Raw genomic sequence first — 25,184 nt, 5'->3', positions numbered from 1 at the left:
TCAATCAACATATAATAAAAAAATATTATGAATAAAAAATTATTTTGGACCATCATTATATTGGTTATACTACTCGGTGGTTTATGGGGATTAAAAGCTGCCGGCATTATTGGTAAAGATGAAGGCATTAAGGTTTCTGCCGAAAAGGCCGAGAACAGAACCATTATTGAAAGTGTAAATGCCAGTGGTAAAATTTATCCGGAAGTGGAAGTGAAAATTAGTCCTGATATTAGTGGGGAAGTGGTTGCACTCAATGTAAATGAAGGTGACACCGTAAAGAAAGGCCAGGAATTGGCAAAAATTTATGCCGACATATATGTTACACAGCGCGATCAGGTGGCTGCGGTAGTAGCACAGGCACAGGCACAGGTGGCCAATTCACAGGCAAACCTGGCAGGCTTAAAAGCAACCGTTGAACAAACTGAGGCAAATTTTAATCGCCAAAAAAAATTGTTAGATGACAAAGTAATCAGCCGACAGGAATTTGAAACAGCCCAGCAAGCGTATCGCGCTGCTGAAGCCAATTACAATGCAGCACTTCAAAATATTATTGCCAATAAAGCCAATATTAAAAATGCACAGGCACAGTTGGCAAAAGCCAATGAAGATTTATCGCGTACCATTATTACCGCCCCCATGAGTGGTGTTATCAGTTTAATGAGTATTAAAAAGGGCGAACGTGTGGCCGGTAACAGTTTTAATGTAGGTACTGAAATGATGCGGATTGCTGATTTAAGCAGTATTGTTGCACAAGTAGATGTAGGTGAAAATGATATCCCCAAAATTAAAATTGGTGATACTGCTTTAGTGGAGGTAGATGCTTACAACGACAGGAAATTTAAAGGGGTTGTTTATAAAATAGCAAACCCCGTTACCAATGCATCTTCAACTACTACTTCAACCGATGTTACCAATTACAAAGTACACATTCGTTTGTTGCAGGATAGTTATAAAGATTTAATTGTAAAAGGCCGTTTCCCCTTCCGGCCCGGTATGAGTGCCAGTGCCGATATACAAACCAAAACTGCCAGTAATGTGTTAAGTGTACCATTGAATGCAGTGACTACCCGCGATATGAATGCCGATTCCACATCTAATAAAAAAACGGCAACTTCTAATAATAATAGTGATGCTACTGTTAATAATAATACCCCAAATGATAATACCCGGGAAGTAGTTTTTGTAATACAGAAAGATGGTACCGTTAAAATGGTACCCGTTAAAACCGGTATTCAGGATTTAAACTATATTCAAATAACCAATGGTTTAAAATTAGGTGATGAAGTGGTAACAGGGCCCTATGCAACCGTGAGTAAATTATTGAAAGACAAAGACAAGGTATTGGTTACCCCTAAAGATAAATTGTATGAAGTGAAAGCAAATTGAGTTTTGCTGTATCAATTTTTTTATCCGGTTGCAGTTCTGTAGCCGGTTTTTTATGTTGTAATTGCAGGGATCAACTCTTTGTATTGTATGTTTGTTCAATCGAAAAAATACAAGTATGCAAATAGGTATTGTAGGAAGCGGAAGTTGGGCAACAGCTTTAGCCAAAATTTTAACCGATAACCAAAACAAAATTTATTGGTGGATTAGAAATGAAAAAACCATTGCTGTAATGCAGCAACGCAAACACAATCCGCATTATTTAAGCAATGCTTATTTTAATCCGGAATTGTTGCATTTGTCAGCTTCCATACATGAAGTTGTGAATACAAGCGAAGTAATTGTAGTGGCCATCCCATCTGCATTTGTTGCTGCTGCATTCACTGATTTGCCTGCTCATGCATTGCAGGGAAAAAAAATTATTTCGGCTATCAAAGGTATTTTGCCTGAAGGGAATTATTTGTTTCATGAGTATTTGTCAGAAAAATTTCAATTCCCAATATCTGATTATTATACATTATTAGGCCCCTGCCATGCCGAAGAAGTTGCGGCTGAAAAGCTCTCCTATCTTACCTTTTCCGGTATGGATACAACAATGACGCAGCAATTGGCCAATTATTTTAAAACAGAATACATCAATACCGGGGTTAATAGTGATATTATAGGTGTGCAATATGCAGCAGTATTAAAAAATATTTATGCGTTGGGTGCCGGTATTGCGCATGGATTAGAATATGGCGATAATTTTTTAAGCGTATATATTGCCAACTGTTCTCATGAAATGAGTCATTTTTTATCGGTAGTTACTGCCAACTATTTACCCGATAAAAAAAATCATACCACTAACTATGCTGCATCCGTTTATTTGGGCGATTTATTGGTAACCTGTTATTCACTGTTTAGCCGCAACCGTACTTTTGGAAATATGATTGGCAAGGGTTATAGCGTAAAGTCGGCTCAGCTGGAATTGAATATGGTTGCTGAAGGCTATAATGCTGCAAAGTGTATGGTTACCATCAACCGGCAATTTAAAACATCTATTCCCATTGCTTCAGTTATCTATGCCATTTTATGGGAAAATTTATCACCGGAAGAAGGGTTTAAAAAAATTGAAAGCTATTTAATTTAATGCTGTAATTAAGCATTTACTTCAAATAAATCAGCAGCAATACCATCGGCAAACAACATTCCTTTTTTTGTTAAACGAATTTGTTCTTTTTGTGGCTGCCATTCCATGAAGCCCTGGTATAACCATTTTTGAGCAGCTCGTATTAATCGTAATTTGTTTGTTTCAGTCCAGTTATCATCAAGTGTTGACAAAGTGAGGCCTTCTCTGGTACGTAAGGCAATCATAATTTGTTCATTTCTTTTTTGAACGGGTGTAAGCACTTCTGTTTCTGCAGGAATCTTTCCTTTTTGAATGCTTTGTATATATAATGTGTTGTTTGCAATATTCCATTGCCGCAATGTGCCATTATACGAATGTGCTGATGGGCCCAATCCAACATAAGGTATCCCTTTCCAATAGCTACTGTTGTGTTTACTTTCATAGGCCGGTTTGGAAAAATTAGAAACTTCATATTGTTCAAAACCTGCTTCCGGTAACCATTGCATTAACAATTCAAATTGTTTGGCCTGAACAGCAGCATCAATATTTTCTTTTGATTTGTTTTCAATGGAATGATGCAGGGCTGTTTTGGGTTCAATGGTTAATGCATAACAGGAAAGATGCTGAATAGGTAGTGTTATGGCTTTATTTATGTTTTCTTTCCAGGCTTCTTCTGTTAAGCCGGGTATACCATATATTAAATCAATACTAATATTATAAAACCCGGCAGTATAGGCTTGTTGAATGGCTTGTATGGCAGCTGTTGCATTGTGCGAACGGTTCATCCATACTAAATCAGCATCCTGAAAAGATTGAACACCCATGCTTAATCGGTTGATGCCTGCACTGCGCCATTGCACCAAAGCTTCCGGAGTGCAATCATCTGGGTTCACTTCTAAGGTAATTTCTGCATCAGCGGCAAGGGTATACTGTTGTTGTATGGTTTCCAACAAAAACAAAAGCTGTTCAATGGTTAGCAATGAAGGGGTTCCTCCTCCAAAATAGAGTGTATCAACTATCTGTTGCTTTAAAAACTGATTTTGTAATTCCGCTTCTTGTGCAATAGCATGTACCATTTCGGGTATCTGTTTTTTTGCAACTGAAAAATGAAAATTGCAATAATTGCAAGCCTGTTTACAAAATGGTATATGCACATAAATGCCTGCCATGGGTAATATTGTATCAATTAAAATGTAAAGTTACAGGTGTGAACTGCTATAATAGACAACATTGCCCGGTAAAATAACTACTCAAAAATTCATAAATCTGATTAACAGGTAAGGCTTATCACTATTTTTGCGCATCATGAAGTGGATTGCCATTGCTTTGTTGGGTTTCTTTTTTGCACTAATGCCAGGGTTTTCTGCGGCACAGACTGATTCTGGCCATCAGTTGCCGGTTCAGCAAGCTGAAAAAAGCACATTGCCACAGTTGCAAAAAAAAATTACCACCACCCAGCCTGCATTAGAAAGTACAATGGTACAACCGTTGATAAAAAAAATAAGGCCCATGGTTAGGAAAGACAGCGTTGTGCTTAAAACCGACAGTATTAAAAATGTAACTGATTCGGCTTTAAATATCGTTGTGCCAGTACCTGTAGTTGTAAAAAGCAATTTGGATACCAGCACTTACGCCCAATGGCTTCCTGTTTCAACCCTGCCATTTCTGAAAGCACCTATTTATCAAATAACCAGGTTCAAAGAGTCGGGTGGCAAAGATGAATTGTTTTATGTTTTGTGTGGCGTGTTATTCTATTTAGGGTTATTGCGTCAATTGTTTCCTAAATATTTTGATAATTTATTTGCTTATTTTTTTCAAACCACCTACCGGCAAAAACAAATGCGGGAACAATTAATTCAGGGGCAATTGTCATCATTGCTTTATAATATTCTGTTTTTTTTGAATGGCGGATTATATATTGCGCTGATTGCACAATATTTTTCCATTCATATTTTTTCATTCTGGTTGTTGGTGCTGTACAGTAGTGTTCTGCTGGCTATTATATATGGGGGTAAATTTTTAATTCTTTCGGCTGCCGGATGGATTTTTAACGTAAAACAGGCTGCATCGGGTTACAATTTTATTGTTTTTTTAATCAATAAAGTGGCAGCCATTTTCTTAATTCCGGTTATTTGGCTAATTGCATTTTCGGCTAAACCCTATGCTTCATTTGCGTTACAGTTTAGTTTTTTCCTACTGGCATTTTTATGGTTGTATCGTTTTATCATTAGTTTATCTACTCTTCGGCGTGAGCTTAAAATAAGCAGCTTACATTTTTTCCTGTACATTTGCGCCGTAGAAATAATACCTGTATTGTGCATGTACAGGCTAATGTTCCAATATTTAGACAAATAGTTTTTAATTTTGTATTCACTTAGTACAACAGCATGGTAAAAAAAGCAACTAAAAATTCGAACGTTGTTAGCAGTAAACCGGTAAAAAAAATTTTAATTGCCCAGCCAAGACCGGAAAGTGAGAAATCGCCCTATTTCGACATCGAAAGAAAATATAATGTGCAATTTGTTTTTGAGCCGTTTATATGTTTAGAAGGAATTACTGCCAAAGAATTTCGAAAACAAAAAATTGATATTGCTGCTTACACTGCCATTATTTTTACCAGCCGCCATGCCATTGATCATTTTTTTCGTATATGCGAGGAAATGAAGGTTTCTATTAGTCAGGATACCAAGTATTTCTGCATTACCGAGGCAGTAGCCCTCTATCTTCAAAAATTTATTTTATACAGAAAACGGAAGGTTTTTTATGGTGCTGATGGTACCAATAAGAGCTTATTTTCTGTGATTAACAAACATAAAGAAAATGAAAATTTCTTATATGTTTGTAGTGAAAATCAGCAGGATAATGAGATTGTAAACTGGTTAAAAACCAATAAGTGTGAATACCAGTTAGGCTTTATGTATCGCAGTATCAGTAACAACATCAAACCCCTTTTTACAAACAACGATATTGATATGGTTTGTTTGTTTACGCCCAGTGCGGTGCGATCAATTTTCGATAACTTTCCCGATTTTCATCAAAATGGTACACTCATTGGTGCTTTTGGTGGCAATACGGCCAAAGCAGTGGAAGAAGCAGGTCTTACATTAAATATTAAAGCACCCGATATACATATTCCCAGTATGACTGCTGCCATTGAACATTTTTTAGCATCCAATCAACCGGTAAAATAGCATTGAAGCGTTGTTGATTCATTTAAAAATTTTTCCTAAATCACATATCAAAAGCCCTTTTGTTTGCAGAAGGATTTTTTCTTTTCTGTAATTTGCCGGTAATATTCACAAATATGCAACATGCCAATCGGTTAATACACGAAACCAGTCCGTATTTATTGCAACATGCGCATAATCCGGTAAACTGGTATCCTTGGGGCGAAGCGGCCCTTGCTGCAGCAAAACAAAACAATAAGCCCATTTTGGTGAGCATTGGTTATGCTGCCTGCCACTGGTGTCATGTAATGGAAAAAGAAAGTTTTGAAAATGAATATACGGCTGCTTTAATGAACGAATATTTTATTAATATAAAAATAGACCGTGAAGAACGTCCGGATTTAGACCATATATATATGGATGCCGTACAAACCTTAACAGGCAGCGGCGGCTGGCCATTGAATGTTTTTTTAACACCAGATGCAAAGCCATTTTTTGGCGGAACCTATTTCCCGCCTGAACGGGCATATAACAGAATGAGTTGGAATGAAGTGTTGGTGGTTGTACACAAAACGTTTACAGAAAGAAGGGCAGAGGTGGAGCAACAGGCCGAAACCCTAACGCAACATATTCACGTTTCCAATCAGTTTGGCATATCAGAGCTGCAACAGCAAATGGATGGATTGCAAAAAGAAATGGGTATCACAATTACCCAAAACATATTGCGGTTAGCCGATACCAAATGGGGTGGTTTTGGGAAAGCGCCTAAATTTCCACAAACCATGGTGATACGGAATTTATTACGTGATTATCATCACAACGGCAATGAACAGGCACTGCAGCAGGCATTATTGAGTATTGATAAAATGCTGCAAGGTGGCATCTATGATCAGATTGGTGGTGGTTTTGCACGATATAGTACCGATGCAGAATGGCTGGTGCCCCATTTTGAAAAAATGTTGTACGATAATGCACTTTTGGTTGAGGTATTGTCAGAAGCTTTCCAAATCACCCTAAAAAACAACTATCAGGTAGCTATAGCTGAAACCATTGAATGGCTGCAAAGAGATTTAATGCATGAAAATGGCGGCTTTTACAGTGCATTGGATGCAGATAGTGAAGGGATAGAAGGCAAATATTATGTATGGCAAAAAGCTGAAATAGAACAAATTTTGGGTGATGATGCACCGCTCTTCTGTGCATATTATGGAATTTCAGATGCAGGTAATTGGGAGCATAGCAATATTTTATGGATACAGGAGCCCACAGAAGTTTTTGCAGAAAAACAAGGTATTCAGCCCGATGCTTTCAACCTCATGCTTGAAAATTGCAAGGTTGTATTACGAAAAGAGCGGTCAAAAAGAGTTGCGCCCGGGTTAGATGATAAAATTTTACTCGGTTGGAATGCATTGATGAATAACGCATTAGGAAAAGCATACGCTGCCACGGGCATTGAAAGTTATCGGGATTTGGCAATTCAGAACATGCAATTTCTTGAAACAAATTTCAATATAAATGGCATTTGGTATCATAGCTGGAAGTCGAATCAGGCTGGAATACCCGCATTTTTAGATGATAAGGCTTTTTTAATTCAAGCCTATATTACTTTGCAGGAAATTACTGGTAATGCTGATTATTTGGAAAAAGCAAAAACACTTTGTAATCATGTAATAGCCGATTACTCTGACGAAGAACAACTCTATTTTTATTTTACACCACAGTATCAAAAAGATATTATTGTAAGAAAAAAAGAACTATATGATGGTGCTATACCCAGTGCCAATGCAATAATGGCTTTTAACTTGTGGTATCTGTCAATCATCTTTCATCAACCAGAATGGGCAGCGCGAAGCAGGCAAATGATTTCAGGCCTTCAAAAAGTTATTGTTGAGTATCCAACGTCATTTGGTTACTGGGCATTGGTAGTACAACATTTTATTTATCCCAATAAAGAAGTGGTTTTTACCGGAAATGAGGCAACAGACTATATTGCTCCTTTTTTAAAAAAGTACTATCCCAATAAAATTTTTCAGGCTTCAATAAAATTTAATGAAGGCTTCCCTTTGTTAATAGGTAAAGAATTTAACTGTAAATCAATGTTTCATGTTTGTGAAAATTATGCCTGCCAAAATCCTCAGTCCAATTTTTCAAATTTTTTTTCTGAATTTCAATTAAACCATTAATTTGCACTCTCCCTGTTTATCCCTCCCGGAAAATAAAGTTAGTAAAAAGAACGTTAAGTAAATGCATCGTTGAACTTTACTCGAACTAAAATTTAAATTAAAGCTAATTTTACAAAGTAGCATGTGTGCTACTTATTGCTATATATTTGTCAATATTCTATCAAGAAATTATGAAGAAGTACCATTATAGTATTTTGCTGGTGTCGTTGGTATCGGTGGGGTTTACTGCCTGTTTCAAAGGGAAAAGTAAAAATCCGCTGGATGATGGCCAGTTACATGGAGTAGCGCCGGGCGCCGGAAAAAGTATGGGAAAACCGAGAGGAATGGTTTACATTCCACCAGGAACCTTTCACATGGGCCCCAGTGATGAAGATATTAATTTTAATTATACCGCCCGTAACAGACAGGTATCTATTCCGGGCTTTTGGATGGATGCTACAGAGATAACCAATAATGATTATCGGCAGTTTGTATATTGGGTGCGTGACTCACTTGCCGCAAAAGAGTTGGGTTACTATAAATCATCTGCCGGTGCTACCGGTGGTGATTCTGCCATAGCCATTGACTGGAACAAAGCGCGTACCATTAAATATGATGCCTCAAATCTGGAAAAATTAGGCAACAAGCTCATTCTTGCGCCGGATAACAGATTATATGGCAAGCCGGATATTGACCCCAACAAATTGTTGTATCAGGTAGAAACTTTTAATTTATTTGAAGCTGCCAAAAGAGAAAATGCCGGGCAGCCACGCAGTAAATTTATTGTGCGTTATCAGGTTCCCATTTATCCGGACACCCTGGTATGGATGCGTGATTTTTCCTATTCCTACAATGAACCGATGACTAAAAGATATTTTGCACATCCTGCTTTTGGTAACTACCCTGTAGTAGGTGTTAACTGGAAACAGGCCGTTGCATTTTGCCACTGGCGCACCCATATACAAAATGCTGCTTTGGAAAGAAAAAAGATGGCTGTTGAAAGCGATTACCGATTACCAAGCGAAGCAGAATGGGAATATGCAGCCCGCGGTGGCAGAACCAATTCAATGTACCCCTGGGGGAACTATTATATCCGCAACAAAAAAGGATGTCTGTTGGCCAACTTTAAACCCGGCCGTGGTAATTATGCTGAAGATGGTGGTTTCTATACAGTTCGGGTAGATGCATACTGGCCCAATGATTACGGTTTATACAATATGGCAGGAAATGTTGCTGAATGGACCAATTCCTATTTCAACGAAAGTGCCTATAATTTTATGTCTGATATGAGTCCGGATGTACGCTATGAAGCTAAAGATTCTGATCCTCCATTAATGCGCAGAAAAGTAGTAAGAGGTGGAAGCTGGAAAGATGTAGGTTATTTCCTGCAAACCAGTACCCGCACATTCGAATACCAGGATAGTGCAAAATCTTATATAGGATTCAGGTGTGTAATTGACTTAGCTCCAAGAATGAAAAAATAGAACCCTAAAATCAGCACATTTCATTGATTAAAACTTTAATAAACTTTACGGATACAACAGGCGATGCAATCGCAGGTAGTATTCTATTAACCCAAACCCAGTAAAAATTTAAATTCTCCTAATTATGGCAGCAAAAATTCCTCCTCAGGTAAGTAAATGGTTCGATGTTGGTGTTTCTGTTGGTGCAGCAGTAGTTATCTTCGGTGCATTGCAGAAAATTTTACACACTCCAATTGCAGATGTAATGTTGAAAGTAGGTTTAACTACAGAGGCATTAATCTTTTTAGGATATGGTATACTTTATGTAATATTTCCTTATATGGATGATCATGAAGTGCATATTCCCGGAGCAAAAGTTCCTGCCGGAAACCCGGCTTTACAAACCATGGAAAAAATGTTATTGGAAGCTGATATCACACCCGCTAACCTGAGTAAACTGAGTGCAGGTTTTCAGAAATTGGGATCTACTGTTGAAAAAATGGGCGAAATTGGCGATGTAGTAAAATCTACCGGCGATTTTAGCGCAAAAGCAAAAGAAGCTGCAGGTGCTTTGGGTACTATTACCGGTGCCGTTAGTCAAACCACTGCTTCATTATCTTCTTTTAATGCAGCGGCAGAAAATACCAAACAATTTCATACTCAGGTGCAGTTGCTGACCAAAAATCTTACTTCTTTAAATACAATATATGAGTTGGAATTGCAGGAAAGCAATAACCATTTAAAAGTGTTGAATCAATTCTATGGTAAACTAGCGCAAACTTCTGAAGCCATGAACAATTCTGCCGGTGATGCAATGAAGGCAAAAGAGCAAATTGCCATACTGGCCAATAACTTAGGTAAGTTAAATCAGGTATATGGTAATATGTTAACTGCCATGCAGGGCAGACCATAATTCATACAATGCTGATTGATTGCAACCCTATTCATATAAAATTTATATAAACTGCAGATAAATTATGGCATTACCTAAGGAGCCACGGCAAAAAATGATTAACCTGATGTATTTGGTATTAACGGCACTGTTAGCACTGAATGTATCTTCTGAAATATTGAATGCATTTAAGACGGTGAACAATAGTTTAGGTACTTCAAATGAAGTAATTGAACAGAAAAATCAAACCCTTTTTAAATCATTTCAGGAAAAATTAAATCAGGCCGATACAAAAGAAAAAGCAGCCATTTGGTGGCCAAAAGCTGAAAAAGCAAAGCAATTATCCGAAAACATGTATGTTTACATTGAATCATTAAAAGATTCTTTAAAAAGAGCTTCCGGATATAACCCACCAAAAGATACTACTTTTAAAGAAGACGATTTAGAAGCTTCTTCACGATTAATGGTTGAAGAAAAGAAGGGAAATGAATTACAGCAAAAGCTAATTCAGTTTAAAAAAGATCTGCTGGCTATTGATACCGGATTTGCTATGCAATATGCGGCTACTTTGCCCTTAGATGTTTCTATTCCTAAAACAGCAACTTCTGATGCTGCAAAAAAAGATTGGGCATATGCTTATTTTAATATGACACCTACTATTGCAGGTATTACTATTTTAAGTAAATTCCAAAATGACGTGAAGAACTCTGAAGCCCGTGCAGTGGAATATTTCCACAATAAAATCGGGGAGGTGAAAATGGTGTTTGACACGTATGTGCCTTTAATAGGCCAAAGTGCACAATATTTAATGCCCGGACAGGAGTTGGATGTTACTGCCGGTATTGGGGCATTTAATAAAGAATCAAGACCCTCCATATCCATTGACGGTGCCAGTGTTCCGTTACAGCCCGATGGTACTGGATTGTATAAAACAACAGTAGGTGGTCCGGGTTCTTATGTAAAAAAATTACATATCAGTTATTTCAACCAGGCAACCGGTAAGCAAGAAACAAAAGATGTTGATATAAAATATACCGTAGGTTCACCAACAGGTGCCAATGTAAGTGCTGATGCTACCCGGGTATTGTATATTGGTGTAGCTAACCCACTAACCGTTATTGGTGGTGCAGGGGTAGGTGATGAAAGAGTAAGTGTTTCTATAAGTCAGGGTTCTTTAACCAAGACCGGCCCCGGTCATTATGAAGCACAGGTAACTACACCCGGCGAAGCAACTGTTACCGTGAATGATGGAAAAAATATAACACCTTTTAAATTCAGGGTAAAAACCATACCCGATCCCGTTGCCAAAGTTGGTAACAGTAAAGGTGGTAGAATGGCTTTGAATGAATTTAAAGCAATGGCTGGTGTGCGGGCAGATTTGGAAAACTTTATTTTTGAAAATTTAAAATACAATGTGTTAAGTTATACTTTTATCGCGACGGGTAAAGCTTTTGCCGAGCGGCCAGGAATTTCTGTAAACAATGGCGCTGTTTTTAATAGTGAAACTCGTGCTTTAATTGAAAAATTAGGACCCAACTCTACTGTTTTAATTGATATGATTAAAGTAGAAGGACCGAATGGAACTACCTCATTACCGCCCATTTCATTCTATTTATATTAAATTTTTGATTATGAAAAAAACCAGCATTCAAATTTTTGTGTGGATTGTTGCAGTAACTGTGCTGATGTTTGAAAGCAATGCTGCGTTGGCGCAGGCAAAAAAGCGAACTGCCAAAAGAAATACAACGCCACCTACACAGCAACCGGCCAATAATGCTGCCAATCCGTATTTGCAGAATAATAATTCTAATACGAATAGCAACAACCCTTATTTGTCGGGCAATCCAAATAATGCACCCGCTGCAAACAGTAACACAAATGCCAATGCAAATACACCAAAGCCTCAAAATGGCTGTAGGGAATATGTAAATATGCCCAGCAGCAGTGAAGGTGGTTTATTTGATACGGTAAAGGTTTCGCTTCGCCCGGACGATCCTACACGCAATTACGAAATGGTGCGTGATAAAACCCCTTTGGCTTATGATTTTATTCGGGAAGATGATGCTGTTTTTAAAGAAAGGGTTTGGAGTGAAATTGACATCAGGGAAAAAATGAATCAGGTATTTGGATACGCCTCTAATGAAGACAATGGCAACCAGCGTTTAATTTCAATTATTGTGCAGGCTGTGATGAATGGGGATGTTACCGCTTTTGATGCAAATGATGATCGTTTTACCACACCACTGAGCAAAGCGGATTTTATGAAAACTTTTGGCGGTGGCATTGATACTATTCAAAGAAGGAATATTGATGGTCAGCCAACCGGTGTTTGTGAAATCAGACAACGGCAGATAGTTGCAGATTCCATCTACAAATTCAGAATTAAGGAAGATTATATTTTTGATAAAGAAGCTTCCAGATTGGTGCGTCGTATTATTGGTATTGCACCCATGATGAAAAGATATTTATCGGATGGTACCACAGTTGGTAATGATTTGTATCCTTTGTTCTGGGTTTATTACCCTGATATTCGTGCAACTTTTGCTAAAGTGCAGGTGTACAATCCAAAAAATAATGGCGCCAGAATGAGTTGGGATGATTTGTTTGAAAGCCACATGTACAGCAGTTATATTGTTAAAACAACTATGGATAACTTCAAAAATCAGTATTTTAAAGATTATATTAAAGACCCCCTATTCCGTTTACTGGCCGGCGAAAAAGTTAAGGAAAAGATATTTAATTATGAACAGGATTTGTGGGCTTATTAAGCATTGCTGGGGCTTGTTTTAACTTGGTATTAAATTTGTTTTATAATTTCAGTAGAATTTTTTTTTTAAAAATTATTGTTATTTAAAAACTAATCTGTACCTTTATCTCGGTTTTTCATAGGATATTGGATTTTAAAGACGGGGCTGGATTTTTATCCTGGCCCTTTTTTTATGCCATTACTTTTCCCAAATTGATATTATTATTGCCTGGCGGAATTAAAATAACGTATCACTAATTCGGCTTTTGCGGGGCCAACAACTGCAGCAATAGCAGATTTATCTTTCGTTTGCAGGTTTTTGATAGATTTAAAATGCTTTAAGAGGGTATCTGCCGTGGTTTTACCAATGCCGGGAATCTGCTCTAATTCATTTTTAAAAGCACCCGCCGAACGTTTATTCCGGTGAAAAGTAATACCAAAGCGATGCACTTCATCTCTAATTCTCCGAATCAGTAGCAAGCTGTCACTATCCCAGGGTAATTTTAAGGAACGGTTATCGCCCGGAAAAAATATTTCTTCCTCATTTTTGGCTAAACCCACCACATTCATGCTACCCAAAAGGCCCAATTCATCCAACGCTTCTAAAGCAGCATTTAATTGGCCTTTTCCACCATCAATAATCACCAATTGTGGCAGTGATTGGTTTTCTTCTTTCAAACGTTTATACCTCCTGTAAACTACCTCTTTCATGGTTGCAAAATCATTGATGCCCTGAACGGTTTTTACATTAAAGTGCCTGTAATCTTTTTTACTGGGTAAGCCGTTTTTAAAACAAACCATTGCAGAAACCGGATAACTACCCTGAAAATTCGAGTTATCAAAACATTCTATATGTATCGGTGTTTCCTGTAAATGCAAATAATTTTTTACTTCTTCTAAAACCTGCATCAAATCTGCGTCTGATTTAGTAGTAATATGCAGTGTTTTTTTCTTCCTGAGCTCTTCTTTAAAATAGCTTACATTTTTTATGGATAATTCTAATAATTTTTTCTTGTCGCCCACCTTGGGAACTGTGATGGTGATATCCGGTTCGGGGTAATCCATCTCAAAAGGCACCACCATTTCTTTAGCAGTACTGTTAAAAGTTTTTCTTATATCTAAAATTACCATCGGCAGTACCTCCGCTTCGGTTTCTTCTAATTGTATATCAATTTTTCTGGTATGCGTTTGTACAATGGTACCATGGTTTACCATCAGGTAATTGATGAATGCAACATGTCCTTCCTTCTCAATTGAGAAGACATCAATATTGGTAAGGTGTTTACTTACAATCACTGATTTTGCCTGATAGTTTTCAAGATATTCCATTTTACTTTTAACCGCTGCCGCTTTTTCAAAAGCTAAATTTGCTGCATGTAACTGCATTTCAAGTTTTAAGCGGTTCATTACCGAACTTAAATTACCTTTTAAAATTTCTCTGATTTGCTGAATGCCGGTGTTATAATCGCTATCCGTTTGTAAACCCTCACAAGGGCCTTTACAATTACCCAAATGATACTCTAAGCATACTTTAAATTTATGCTTTTGAATATTGTTTGCAGTTAATGCCAGTTTGCAGGTTCTTAAAGGAATGTATTGTTTAATAAAATGCAATAATTCCCGAACACGCCCTACAGAACTGAATGGTCCCAGATATTCTGAGCCATCGTTTAATTTTTGACGTGTTAAAAATACTCTGGGAAATGGTTCTTTTTTAATAACAATATATGGATACGTTTTGTCATCTTTTAAATTAATATTATACTTGGGTTGATATTGTTTAATCAGTGCATTTTCCAATAAAAATGCATCCTGTTCCGAATCAACAATGGTAAACTCAATACTTTCAATTCGCTTAACTAATTCAAATGTTTTATAGCCGGTAAAAGTTTTTGAAAAATAAGAGCTTACTCTTTTGTGCAAGTCTTTTGCTTTTCCTACATATAAAAGTTGATGCGATACATCATAATATTTGTATATGCCCGGTTTATGCGGTATGGTATGGGCAATGAGTTGAAAAGCAGCAGCAGTCATATCAATGTTTCCAGTTTACAAATATTTTGTTTTTGTTAATTACAGAATCTTTCAATAAGTATTCTTTATTGATTGTAAAATAATTGGTAGGTTTCCAGTGTAAAGCCTCATCTATGGTAGTATCTGCGCGATGCAGTATTTTGTGTATAAAAATATTTTTCAATTTGTTATTAGCGTCATTTAATAAAATAATTACTGATTTAATGGGGAATGTATCATCTTGTGCGGCTGGTGCATAGGTAAAACTATAACTGTTGGTTGATAAATCATGAAATACAGATTCATTGAGTAAAGGTTTTAGTGCAGGGCTATTAATATCAGCATCCAAAAAGGGTTGGGCTAAATGTTCAAATTCCTTAGCATAAATAACTGAAGAGTCTTTTTTTCCTGCATTATTCGTTTCTATTTTGTACATAAAATACGGCGTGCTATTTACATCGTTTATTTCTTCAGTTAATATTTCTTTTATTGGAAAATAAGTACCGGTATCTTTTACCGGTTGTGTGGTTGTTGCTGCCTTTTGTTGGTTACTATGGCAGCCTGAACAGCAAACAGTTACTGCAATGGGTACTAATATAAAAAGCAAATACTTCATGCTACAAAAGTATTTGAAACACTTGTAACCGCATTGTATAAACTTATTTGCTGATGATTTATACTTGAAAAAAATTAACGAATGGGCTGGGTAAACCCAATTTTTAAACCATAATCCCATCTAAATTCTTTAATGGGGTACAAATCGTTATAGGTAGGAAAATGTTGATACCGTACCTGCGGCCCAATAAACCAGGTTCTGTTTGCGGTTTTATAGGTAACATTCAACTCAATCCCTGTATTGGCATTCCACTTTCTGAAAAAGGGAGCTCCATTGGTATAATATTTATAATCGGTTGAAAGCAAATACACGTTTTTGTTAAGAGTAAGGGTAGGTTGAAAACTGATACCTGCATCTACACCAATTTTTTTATCGGGAAAGAAACTCCATTGAACACCAATGGGGATAGATATTTGGTATAGTTTATTATCTAATTTGGCAGATTGAAAGCCGCCTGCATTGCTATAACTGGAAAGCATATTTACAGAATCTAACTGATGGTTACGTACGTATGCAATGGTTGCAATATTATAGGGCGACCAATATGCATCAATATAATACTGCCGAACATTAAATTGTAAGCCGGTTTTTATTTGCAGGTTTTTATTTAAACGGTATAAAATAGCACCACCCGCTTCCATGCCAATGGCAGGTTTGTGGTGTACTGCTGCATTAATGTTGCCATTTACTGAATTGTTGGTATTGTTAACCGGACTGTTTAATGCGAAGGTGCTCAATAATGTTGCATAATTTAATCTTTCCTGATTGTCAACTAAATTTCGGTAGCTGATGGAAGGTGTAATATATAATTGGTAAGAAAATCTTGGAATTTTAGCAGTAGTTTTTAATAAATTTTTTGAAGTATTATAAGCTGATTTGTTCAGCACATTATTGAAACCACTGATTTTGTTTTTCTGATCTAACCATGCAAAATTAGGATACAATATCAGGCTGTTGTTGCCGGAATAATAAGTAGTGTTACCTGAAGGATAGGTATTGTTTTTAATGCTTTCTGTATTCATCAATTCAACCGGTTCACCATTACCGTTAATATGTTTGCTGATGATGGAAATATTTTGAATACCTTTATTGAAGTGGCGGCTACTCACAATAATCTCGTTACCGGCAGTAATGTTATTGGATGTATTTACAAATGCATAGTACGTATTGTGCTGCGGTTTATTGATGTGGTGAAGTTTATTGATGGTTTTATTGGTAATAGCAGTAGGATTAATGGTTTGCTCTAATAAATTATTTTTATTGGCATCAGCGTGTATATTGCTATTGTCGGGTGTATTGGCATCAATCATTTGAACGTTACCAATGGGTGCAAGGGGCTTTATCAAAATATTTTTAGGCGGGTAATTGTAAATGGTAGTAGCCGTTAATGCAACAATAATAAAAATAGCAATAAATGTTAATGCTTTCCAGGAACCCGTACCATGCAATTCTGTACGAATATTTTCCCATACATGCTCAGATGGGTACATGCGGTGTTGTTTCACCTCATCTTGCAAGAATTGTTCAAATTCATCATGTATATGAAAATTGTTTTCCATCGTTCCTGCACTTATTTACTAAATGCTGCCAGCCAGTTGTACTCTTCCTTCGGGCTGTCAACAATTTTCTTCTTAATTAAAATAGTTTCCAACATAGTTTTGGCTCTTGTGTACTGACTTCTGCTGGTACTTTCTTCTATATCCAGCATTTCGGCTATTTCCTTATGGCTAAAGCCTTCTAAGGCATATAAGTTTAATACGGTTCTGTATCCCACGGGTAAAAGTCTGATACATTCTATAATTTGTTTTCCCTGCAATATGGAAGGGATGGTTTCATCTTTGGTATGCAAATGTGTTGCCTGCGACAATTCAACACTTTCATTAAATTTTTTATTCTTTTTTAAAAAATTAATGCAGGTGTGTACCATAATTCTTCTAATCCAGCCTTCAAATGCACCACGGTTTTGAAAAGTATTCATTTGTGTAAACACTTTTATAAAACCTTCCTGTAACATATCTTCCGCATCCTGTCTGTTATGTGCAAACCGATAACACACCGATAGCATTTTAGGGCTATATCTGTTATACAACTCACGTTGTGCAATGGGGTCATTGTACATACATCCAGTTATTATTGCCTGTTCAGTCATTACGGGATAAATAGTTACCCTTAAATATAGGACATTTTGAAATTTTAAATGCTGCTTGGCATTTTTTTTCTTTTGAGCGGCACATAGTATTTAACCGTTTATCATTTTTTTTCAAAATTCAAGCTGCTATAGCTTGTAATTTCTGAGTAGAAAGTTACATTTGCAACACTGTAACAAAAATTATTTGAAAAATAGGGGAAACATACAATCCTTTACCGCCGCTTTTCTTTTGTTGGTTATGTTGTTGGCTATAATGCCCAAACAATGGCTGCATTATTGGTTGGCACAACATACCGATATACCTGCCAGTGTTGCAATACCTAAAAACGGGCCTGTTATTCATGCAGTTGGTTATAGTTGCGATGTAAATAATATGGTGGTGGTATTGCCTTTTATGGGCGAACAAATAAATGTAATAATTACCCTGCCGGTTAGTTTTATCAATGCAACTACCATTTTATCTGAAAATATATTTTCATCAGGCCATCACACTTTTGCAACACGCGGGCCTCCTTCTGCCGTCAATAACTTCATCTGGTTGTAATTTAATTATTTATTTAACTAATGTAATTTTATGTTGAAAAAGTTATTACTGGCTTTGCCATTATATAGTATTTTATTTATTTTATTACCACAATTTGCAATTGCATGGGATGGGAATGAAGATTTGGAGCAGGTGGTTTTACATGGAAAAGTATTAGACGCACAAACGCAAAAACCATTAGTTGGCGCCACTGTAAGTATTCCTGATTTAAAATTGGGTGTTATTACAGATGATAAAGGTGAATATCAAATAAAGGGCTTGCCCGTTGGTAATTTTTTGATAGAAGTAAAATATGTAGGTTATGCAACTGCTACAAAAAATGTTGCATTGAAAGGTACTATAACGGCTAATTTCAGTTTGCTGGAAAGTGCTACTGAAATTGGCGAAGTAGTAGTAACGGGTACTTCAAAAGCAACACAAATTAAAAGAAGCCCGGTACCTATTGTAACCATTAATCATAGTTACCTGCTCAGTAATAGTGCCACCAATGCTATTGATGCAATAGCAAAAATACCTGGTGTAAGAACTGTTACTACCGGACCCAATGTTTCAAAACCTATTATCAGAGGATTGGGGTACAATAGAATTTTAACCTTATATGATGGTGTGCGACAAGAAGGCCAGCAATGGGGCGATGAACATGGTATTGAAATAGATCAGTTTAGTGTTGACAGGGTTGAAGTAATAAAAGGTCCTGCCAGTTTATCATATGGTTCAGATGCGCTTGCCGGCGTGGTCAATCTTATTCCTACACAACCAGCACCCGAAGGAAAAATGATTGGAGAGGTTTTGTTGAATTACCAAACCAACAATAAGTTTATAGGTGGTTCGGCAATGTTAGGTGCCACTAAGAATGGTTTTGAATGGATGGCTCGTGTTTCGCACAAACAAGCCGTGGATTATCAAAACAAAGTAGATGGCAGAGTGTTTGGAACGGCTTTTCGCGAAACTGATGCAAATGCTTCATTGGGTCTGCATCGTAAATGGGGTTACTCACACCTGAATTTAGTTTTGTTTGATGACTTGCAGGAAATACCCGATGGAAGCCGCGATAGTGCCACTTGGAAGTTTACCAGGCAAATTACTGAAATTGATACGGTACGACAAATTGTTTCTAACCATGATTTAAATAGTTATGCCATTGAAAAATTACACCAACATGTGCAACATGCCCGCATTTACTGGAGTAATAATTTTATTTTGGGTGAAAGCAGGTTAGATGTGAATTTGGGTTTTCAGAACAGCAGGCGCAGAGAGTACAGCCATCCTGAACTATTTACTATCCCTGGTCTTGATTTGCAACTGCAAACTTACACCTATGATGTAAAATATCATTTTCCTTCTTTAGACAATTGGGATATCACCGCAGGTGTAAATGGAATGTACCAGAACAATACCGTTACTAACGGTACCGAATTTGTGATACCCAATTACCATCAATTCGATATCGGAGGGTTTATTTTGGGTAAAAAAACATTTGGCAATTTAGATATTGCCGGAGGTGCAAGAATAGATGGCAGAACATTTGATAATCAAAAATTGTTCACTAATGTAAATCCTGTTACAGGGTTTGATATGGCGGTGAATGGCACAGATACAATTGGTGCACAAAAAATATTTTCTAATTATAAGCATAATTTTTCAGGGTTTTCCGGAAGCATAGGGGCAACCTATAATTTTTCTGAGAAATTTTCAGTAAAGGTGAATTTAGCTCGTGGTTATCGTGCACCCAATATTGCTGAACTATCTGCTAATGGTGTGCATCCGGGTACTAACATTTATCAAATAGGTAGTGATCAGTTAAAGCCTGAGTTTAGTTTACAGCAGGATGTTGGTTTGGTGTATTCTTCAAAATATGCCGTTATTCAGTTAAGTGTATTCAATAATACCATTAACAATTATATCTACAATCAGAAATTATTGGGCGCCAATGGCCAGGACTCCGTTTTGGTTCAGGGTAATCAGACATTTAAATTTGTTGCATCCAAAGCAAATTTGTGGGGCGGAGAGTTTAGTGTAGATCTGCATCCCATTAAACCTTTGCATTTTGAAAACAGTGTATCTGTTGTAAATGCCATTAATAAAGGTACAGATGGAAAGGCTGTTGCTGATTCAGAAAAATATCTTCCATTTATTCCGCCTGTGCACGGAACTTCTGAATTGCGATATAATTTTAATTTGGCAAAATCGGGTATTAAGAATGCTTTTGTAAAAGTGCAGTTGGAATATTATGCCAGCCAAAACAATGTTTTCAGTGCTTACGGAACCGAAACACCAACTCCGGGTTATAGTTTGTTTAATGCAGGTTTTGGAGGAAGTATTACCAATAAAAAAGGCGATGTGTTATTTAATGTGTATGTTATGGGTAATAACCTCTTCAATTTGGCTTATTGGGATCACTTAAGCAGGTTAAAATATTTTTATGGAAATTATCAAAATCCGGGTCCAAACGATAACCCACGAGAACATGGTATTTACAATATGGGTAGAAATGTTTCATTGAAAATAGATTTTCCGCTGAGTTATAATTTAAAGAAAAGCAGTTAAGTTGGTTTGTTTTTGGTAGAAATAAGGCCCACTCTATTACGGAAGGGCCTTTCTGTTATCTTACAAGAATAGATAGTGGATAATTTTAATTTTACACTGCAAATGATGCATTTAATTTGCGTTCGCCAATTTGCTGGCGCCACATGGCATAATATAATCCTTTCATAGCCACTAAACTGTGGTGATTGCCGGTTTCCACAATTTGCCCTTTTTCCAGCACATAAATTCTGTCGGCATGCATTATTGTACTTAAACGGTGTGCAATAAGAACAGTGATTTGTGATTTTTCGTTCGATACTGCTTTAATGGTATTGGTTATTTCTTCCTCAGTAATAGAGTCTAATGCGCTGGTGGCTTCATCAAATAACAATAAATGTGGTTTACGTATCAACGCTCTGGCAATGGATATTCTTTGTTTTTCGCCACCACTTAGTTTTAATCCGCTTTCACCTATTAGTGTATCAATGCCATTGTCTGCCTTAGTCAGCAATTGATTGCAGCTTGCCTTTTGTAGTGCTTCTAAAATATCCTCATCTGTAGCATCGGGCTTTACAAATAAAAGATTTTCTTTGATACTGCCTGCAAATAATTGGGTATCTTGGGTAACAAAGCCAATTTGTCCGCGTAGTTCATCAAAATTTAAATTGTGGCCATCTACACCATTATAAAAAATGGTACCCTCTTTTGGCCGGTATAATCCTACCAATAATTTTACCAAAGTACTTTTACCGGCGCCACTCGGACCTACAAAAGCAACGGTTTCGCCTTTTTGTACAGTAAAAGAGATATTATCAATGGCTTTATAATTAGCTGTTTGGTGTTGAAATGATACCTGATCGAAAGTTAGTATTTCAATTGCGCCAATATGAGTAGGTGTAACCGGTGAATGATCGGGCGTTTTACTCATTAAATGATGAAAGTTATTGATAGAAGCTTCTGCTTCCCGATAACTGAGCAAAATATTTCCAATTTCCTGTAATGGTCCGAAAATAAAAAAGCTGTAAAATTGAAGGGTAATTTGTTGTCCGGTGGTCAATATATCTTTAAATATTAACCACATCAAAACCATCATAATTACCTGCCTTAATAAGTTTACGAATGTACCCTGAATAAAGCCAATGGTTCTTATGCTTTTTACTTTCTTTAGTTCAAGTCCTAATATTTTATAGGTATTATTGTTTAGGCGTTTTATCTCCTGGTCAGTGAGCCCTAAACTTTTTACCAGTTCAATGTTTCGTAAACTTTCAGTAGTAGAGCCTGCCAGCATGGTAGTTTCTTTTACAATGCGTTTTTGTATGCTTTTTATTTTGTTGCTTAAGCGGTTAGTAAGCCATGATAAAATGGCAATACCAATAATATAAGTAGGCATTATACTCCAATGAATATGAAAGGCATATACAGAAACAAAAACAACACCCACTAAAATTCCAAACAATACATTAATAAAATATCCAATAAATTTTTCGCAGTCTGCTCTTGCCTTAGTTAAAATTGATAAGGTTTCACCACTACGCTGGTCTTCAAAATCCTGATAGGGTAATTGCATGCTATGCTTCAATCCATCTGTAAATAATGCTGCTCCAAATTTTTGAATAATTACATTTACGGCATAATCCTGGAATGATTTGGCAATTCTGCTTACCATGGCGGTGCCTACCATTAAGCCTAAAAAAACCAATACGCCATAGATATATTGCCATTCAGTTCTGGGTAATTTTTTTTCGTGATCAAAAAAATGTGGATGGTTGGAATATCGGTCAATTAATTTCCCGAACAGTAACGGATCGAACATGGAAAAAACCTGATTAATGGCTGCTAATAATAATGCCAATGCAATGAGCCATTTATAATGTTTTAAGTATTGTAACAGTAGTTTCATACATGTATTGTTTCAATGTTAAAAGCATGATTCATTACGCAAATAATGCACAAGTTTTCATACTTTTATTTGGTTTAGTGAAAAATGAAAACATATAGAAACAATAACTATGCAAATTTTCTGGTATGTCGAAAAGTCAGTTTAGTTTATTGCGATTTCCATACTTTTCCGTCTTTCATTACCCATTGTACTTGTTGTAATAATTGAATATTGTTTAATGGATTACCCTTTACTGCAATGATATCAGCAAAAGCACCCGGAGCTATAACACCAATTTTTCCATCTTGTTGTAATAAATCGGCAGCGGTAGTAGTAGCGGTTTGTATGGCTTGTAATGGTGATAGCCCATATTGCACCATAAACTCAAAGTCTTTTGCTTCCGGCAAATTCCACTCATATCCGCCAATATCGGTGCCATAAGCAATTTTTACACCTGCTTTCATAGCTGTTTTAAATATAGCTGGAGCAGCTTGGCGAAACTGTTGATTAATGAAACTGCCTTCTTTGGCTCTTCCATCTGCAACATAATCGTTTACAAAAATGGTGGGGCACCAGAATACACCTTTTTGGGCCATTGTATTGGCACATTCTTCATCCATGCCACTACCATGTTCAATACTTCTGGCGCCTGCTGCAATAGCAGCTAAAATACCGTCCCTGGTCATGGCATGTGCTGCAAAATTTTTTCTGCTTTTCCGTGTTTCATCTCCTATGGCTTCTATTTCCTCTTCTGTAAAGTTGGGAAGACTTCTGAAGGAACCATCGGGTAAGCGATAATAACCTCTGTCGGCATAAATTTTTATCCAGTCTGCTCCATGTGCCAATTGCTCTCTCACAGCTTTTCTGGCATCATCGGATCCATTAATTTCCTGGATGCCTTTTGGCAAATCAAGCTCCCAATTGTATTCTTTCGGACTAATAGGATAGTGCCCCACAGTATTAATAGCCCTTGTAGCTACAAACATACGTGGCCCGGGTATTACGCCATTGTTAATGGCTTTTTTTAAATCTACATCTGCATACATAGCACCTTCTGTTTCCAAATCTCTAATAGTAGTAAAGCCATTGTGTAATGCAATGTTTGCGCTGCGAGCTGCACGAAGGGTTCGGTAGGGAATGGATTCTTTCAGTAGTTGTTCGGCATAATCATCACTGGTAATATCGCCTTGCAATAAAACATGCGTGTGGCAATCAATTAATCCGGGTAAAACAAAATAACCGGATAAATCGATAGTACTATCTACTTTCTCTTGAAATTCCACCTTCGGAACAATTTTTTGTATGATGTTATCTTTAATAATAATTACCTGGTTATTACCAACGGTACCCAGTTTTACATCTAATAATTTCCCGCACTTTATAGCAGTTATTTTCTGGCTTCTTGCAAATGAAAACATCAGCAATAGTGTTGCAGATAAAATAGTGTATTTCTTAAGCATATGATTTGTTTTAGTACCTACAAGATACTAATTACTGCTTTTATAAATTCTACTGCCTGCAATTTTGTTGTAAAACCATCTTGGATGGCACTATTTTTATTGGATTTGTATTATTTAAAATGTTTTAATTGAGTAAATGCTTTATTAGAACATCCATGCTATATGCACCATTACCCGGTTATTTGCTTTTACAAATCCATTGGCTAAATTTTGCGATAATGGCGTTTGCCAGTTTGTGCCAATAGCCATGTTTTTGAATGTTGTTTCTAAACCAATTGTGCCTAAAAGGAGCTTGCCACCCGAAATATCTGCCTGTAACGCATGGTCAGTATCTTTTTGTGCCTGTTCAAACTGGCATCCAATATTAGGCACAAGCGTAACCGCTTTTGCAATACGAATTTTGTAATACGCCTGAAATATGGTTGAAAATTTATTGCCGTATTGGTATTCATGCATATTGGTTCCATTTATTTTATAATTAGCGGCTATGTTTATACCTGCATCTTGTAAACGAACATCATACATCAGGCTTGCCAGAAAATCGGTACTGCCGGTACCTAATTGAAATAAATTGGCGCTTTGCATATTGTTATCCTTATCTGCCGGATTGTATTTTCCGGTGGGTAATTTTATGCCTGCCCCTATCCAGAGGTTCTGTACCAACAATTTTTGGTATAGAGATTTTCTTTGGTTCAATACTTCATAAAATCCGGTAAATGTAATATCGCCAATTCCGTTTTTACTCAAATTTTCGGTTGCATTGGTTTTGGTATTAAAGCTATAAGGCACATTACCTAAAATGCGTACATGTTTGGCTATATTCCATCCGCCCCAAAGTTCGGCAGTAGTATAATTTTCGGTAGTGGTTAAATAGCTGCTGGTACCTCCTACACCAATGTGGGTACGTAAGCTGTTGTTTTGGTATCTTATTCCGAAAATATGTTTGTGAAATTCGGGCATAATGCCTAAATAATTATTGCCTACACCACATCCGCAAATATCGCATGCATAGGTGAACTGAACTGAAATGACTGCAGTTATAATGATGAGAAATACTTTTTTCATGTAATTTTTCA

Annotated in this window: 19 protein-coding genes; 11 read left to right on the top strand and 8 right to left on the bottom strand. The window is 36.8% G+C overall.

Annotation, left to right across the window (positions count from 1 at the left end; all coding sequences use genetic code 11):
• Positions 1 to 27 precede the first annotated feature (27 nt).
• Both EO766_RS14255 and EO766_RS14250 read left to right on the top strand, forming a co-directional pair.
• Positions 28 to 1,386: an efflux RND transporter periplasmic adaptor subunit gene (locus tag EO766_RS14255; RefSeq protein ID WP_074420491.1), complete on the top strand. Its 1,359-nt coding sequence runs from the start codon at positions 28 to 30 to the stop codon at positions 1,384 to 1,386.
• A gap of 115 nt (positions 1,387 to 1,501) precedes the next feature.
• A complete protein-coding gene (locus EO766_RS14250) occupies positions 1,502 to 2,512 on the top strand; it encodes an NAD(P)H-dependent glycerol-3-phosphate dehydrogenase (protein ID WP_074421089.1) in 1,011 nt (336 codons plus the stop codon).
• An 8-nt stretch (positions 2,513 to 2,520) separates the two neighbouring features.
• On the opposite strand, the gene hemW is transcribed toward EO766_RS14250, so the two are convergent.
• Positions 2,521 to 3,660, bottom strand: coding sequence for a radical SAM family heme chaperone HemW (hemW, locus tag EO766_RS14245; RefSeq protein WP_074420493.1), 1,140 nt, complete (start codon positions 3,658 to 3,660; stop codon positions 2,521 to 2,523).
• Positions 3,661 to 3,796: 136 nt separating this feature from the next.
• Between hemW and EO766_RS14240 the strand changes: the two genes are divergently transcribed.
• The 7 genes from EO766_RS14240 to porN all read left to right on the top strand — a co-directional run bounded on the left by EO766_RS14240 (position 3,797) and on the right by porN (position 12,943).
• Positions 3,797 to 4,846, top strand: coding sequence for a DUF4271 domain-containing protein (locus EO766_RS14240; protein WP_074421088.1), 1,050 nt, complete (start codon positions 3,797 to 3,799; stop codon positions 4,844 to 4,846).
• A gap of 32 nt (positions 4,847 to 4,878) precedes the next feature.
• Positions 4,879 to 5,682: a uroporphyrinogen-III synthase gene (locus EO766_RS14235; RefSeq protein ID WP_074421087.1), complete on the top strand. Its 804-nt coding sequence runs from the start codon at positions 4,879 to 4,881 to the stop codon at positions 5,680 to 5,682.
• 113 nt (positions 5,683 to 5,795) lie between these two features.
• Positions 5,796 to 7,841: a thioredoxin domain-containing protein gene (locus EO766_RS14230; RefSeq protein ID WP_074421086.1), complete on the top strand. Its 2,046-nt coding sequence runs from the start codon at positions 5,796 to 5,798 to the stop codon at positions 7,839 to 7,841.
• A 170-nt stretch (positions 7,842 to 8,011) separates the two neighbouring features.
• Positions 8,012 to 9,304 carry a T9SS ring complex lipoprotein PorK/GldK gene (gene porK, locus EO766_RS14225; protein ID WP_074418197.1) on the top strand — a complete coding sequence of 431 codons (1,293 nt, stop codon included), beginning with the start codon at positions 8,012 to 8,014 and terminating at the stop codon, positions 9,302 to 9,304.
• A 124-nt stretch (positions 9,305 to 9,428) separates the two neighbouring features.
• Complete coding sequence (porL, locus tag EO766_RS14220; RefSeq protein WP_074418198.1) at positions 9,429 to 10,196, top strand: type IX secretion system motor protein PorL/GldL; 768 nt, start codon at positions 9,429 to 9,431, stop codon at positions 10,194 to 10,196.
• A gap of 64 nt (positions 10,197 to 10,260) precedes the next feature.
• The gene (porM, locus tag EO766_RS14215; RefSeq protein ID WP_074418199.1) at positions 10,261 to 11,796 is read left to right on the top strand and encodes a type IX secretion system motor protein PorM/GldM; all 1,536 of its coding nucleotides are present in this window, start codon (positions 10,261 to 10,263) and stop codon (positions 11,794 to 11,796) included.
• Between the two features lie 10 nt (positions 11,797 to 11,806).
• Positions 11,807 to 12,943 carry a type IX secretion system ring subunit PorN/GldN gene (gene porN / locus EO766_RS14210; RefSeq protein ID WP_218331308.1) on the top strand — a complete coding sequence of 379 codons (1,137 nt, stop codon included), beginning with the start codon at positions 11,807 to 11,809 and terminating at the stop codon, positions 12,941 to 12,943.
• A gap of 200 nt (positions 12,944 to 13,143) precedes the next feature.
• Here porN and uvrC read toward each other — a convergent pair whose 3' ends face one another.
• The 4 genes from uvrC to EO766_RS14190 all read right to left on the bottom strand — a co-directional run bounded on the left by uvrC (position 13,144) and on the right by EO766_RS14190 (position 17,669).
• On the bottom strand, positions 13,144 to 14,955 hold the full coding sequence (gene uvrC, locus EO766_RS14205; RefSeq protein WP_218331309.1) for an excinuclease ABC subunit UvrC: 1,812 nt from the start codon (positions 14,953 to 14,955) through the stop codon (positions 13,144 to 13,146).
• Position 14,956: 1 nt separating this feature from the next.
• On the bottom strand, positions 14,957 to 15,550 hold the full coding sequence (locus EO766_RS14200) for a hypothetical protein (protein ID WP_074420825.1): 594 nt from the start codon (positions 15,548 to 15,550) through the stop codon (positions 14,957 to 14,959).
• 74 nt (positions 15,551 to 15,624) lie between these two features.
• Entirely contained in the window at positions 15,625 to 17,109 is a 1,485-nt protein-coding gene (locus EO766_RS14195; protein ID WP_074420824.1) for an outer membrane beta-barrel protein, read from the bottom strand.
• Positions 17,110 to 17,120: 11 nt separating this feature from the next.
• Complete coding sequence (locus EO766_RS14190; protein WP_253810308.1) at positions 17,121 to 17,669, bottom strand: RNA polymerase sigma factor; 549 nt, start codon at positions 17,667 to 17,669, stop codon at positions 17,121 to 17,123.
• A gap of 214 nt (positions 17,670 to 17,883) precedes the next feature.
• Between EO766_RS14190 and EO766_RS14185 the strand changes: the two genes are divergently transcribed.
• Together EO766_RS14185 and EO766_RS14180 are read left to right on the top strand one after the other, a co-directional pair.
• Positions 17,884 to 18,243, top strand: coding sequence for a hypothetical protein (locus EO766_RS14185; protein ID WP_074420823.1), 360 nt, complete (start codon positions 17,884 to 17,886; stop codon positions 18,241 to 18,243).
• Between the two features lie 30 nt (positions 18,244 to 18,273).
• Positions 18,274 to 20,790 (top strand): TonB-dependent receptor, encoded by a 2,517-nt coding sequence (locus tag EO766_RS14180; protein ID WP_074420822.1) that lies wholly within the window; start codon positions 18,274 to 18,276, stop codon positions 20,788 to 20,790.
• A gap of 91 nt (positions 20,791 to 20,881) precedes the next feature.
• On the opposite strand, the gene EO766_RS14175 is transcribed toward EO766_RS14180, so the two are convergent.
• The 3 genes from EO766_RS14175 to EO766_RS14165 form a co-directional block, all read right to left on the bottom strand.
• Positions 20,882 to 22,669 (bottom strand): ABC transporter ATP-binding protein, encoded by a 1,788-nt coding sequence (locus EO766_RS14175; RefSeq protein WP_074420821.1) that lies wholly within the window; start codon positions 22,667 to 22,669, stop codon positions 20,882 to 20,884.
• 146 nt (positions 22,670 to 22,815) lie between these two features.
• A complete protein-coding gene (locus EO766_RS14170) occupies positions 22,816 to 24,108 on the bottom strand; it encodes a metal-dependent hydrolase family protein (RefSeq protein ID WP_074420820.1) in 1,293 nt (430 codons plus the stop codon).
• Between the two features lie 144 nt (positions 24,109 to 24,252).
• Positions 24,253 to 25,173, bottom strand: a complete 921-nt coding sequence (locus EO766_RS14165) for a transporter family protein (protein ID WP_074418287.1) — start codon at positions 25,171 to 25,173, stop codon at positions 24,253 to 24,255.
• Between the last annotated feature and the right edge of the window lie 11 nt (positions 25,174 to 25,184).

The organism is Hydrotalea sp. AMD, assembly GCF_004100315.1.
GTDB classification, from domain to species: domain Bacteria; phylum Bacteroidota; class Bacteroidia; order Chitinophagales; family Chitinophagaceae; genus Hydrotalea; species Hydrotalea flava.
This window is presented reverse-complemented; position numbering and strand designations above follow the sequence as displayed.

Coding starts and splice junctions, on each gene's coding strand:
- EO766_RS14255 (WP_074420491.1), top strand. CDS start 28: ATGAATAAAAAATTATTTTGGACCATCATTATATTGGTTATACTACTC.
- EO766_RS14250 (WP_074421089.1), top strand. CDS start 1,502: ATGCAAATAGGTATTGTAGGAAGCGGAAGTTGGGCAACAGCTTTAGCC.
- hemW (WP_074420493.1), bottom strand. CDS start 3,660: ATGGCAGGCATTTATGTGCATATACCATTTTGTAAACAGGCTTGCAAT.
- EO766_RS14240 (WP_074421088.1), top strand. CDS start 3,797: ATGAAGTGGATTGCCATTGCTTTGTTGGGTTTCTTTTTTGCACTAATG.
- EO766_RS14235 (WP_074421087.1), top strand. CDS start 4,879: ATGGTAAAAAAAGCAACTAAAAATTCGAACGTTGTTAGCAGTAAACCG.
- EO766_RS14230 (WP_074421086.1), top strand. CDS start 5,796: ATGCAACATGCCAATCGGTTAATACACGAAACCAGTCCGTATTTATTG.
- porK (WP_074418197.1), top strand. CDS start 8,012: ATGAAGAAGTACCATTATAGTATTTTGCTGGTGTCGTTGGTATCGGTG.
- porL (WP_074418198.1), top strand. CDS start 9,429: ATGGCAGCAAAAATTCCTCCTCAGGTAAGTAAATGGTTCGATGTTGGT.
- porM (WP_074418199.1), top strand. CDS start 10,261: ATGGCATTACCTAAGGAGCCACGGCAAAAAATGATTAACCTGATGTAT.
- porN (WP_218331308.1), top strand. CDS start 11,807: ATGAAAAAAACCAGCATTCAAATTTTTGTGTGGATTGTTGCAGTAACT.
- uvrC (WP_218331309.1), bottom strand. CDS start 14,955: ATGACTGCTGCTGCTTTTCAACTCATTGCCCATACCATACCGCATAAA.
- EO766_RS14200 (WP_074420825.1), bottom strand. CDS start 15,550: ATGAAGTATTTGCTTTTTATATTAGTACCCATTGCAGTAACTGTTTGC.
- EO766_RS14195 (WP_074420824.1), bottom strand. CDS start 17,109: ATGGAAAACAATTTTCATATACATGATGAATTTGAACAATTCTTGCAA.
- EO766_RS14190 (WP_253810308.1), bottom strand. CDS start 17,669: ATGTACAATGACCCCATTGCACAACGTGAGTTGTATAACAGATATAGC.
- EO766_RS14180 (WP_074420822.1), top strand. CDS start 18,274: ATGTTGAAAAAGTTATTACTGGCTTTGCCATTATATAGTATTTTATTT.
- EO766_RS14175 (WP_074420821.1), bottom strand. CDS start 22,669: ATGAAACTACTGTTACAATACTTAAAACATTATAAATGGCTCATTGCA.
- EO766_RS14170 (WP_074420820.1), bottom strand. CDS start 24,108: ATGCTTAAGAAATACACTATTTTATCTGCAACACTATTGCTGATGTTT.
- EO766_RS14165 (WP_074418287.1), bottom strand. CDS start 25,173: ATGAAAAAAGTATTTCTCATCATTATAACTGCAGTCATTTCAGTTCAG.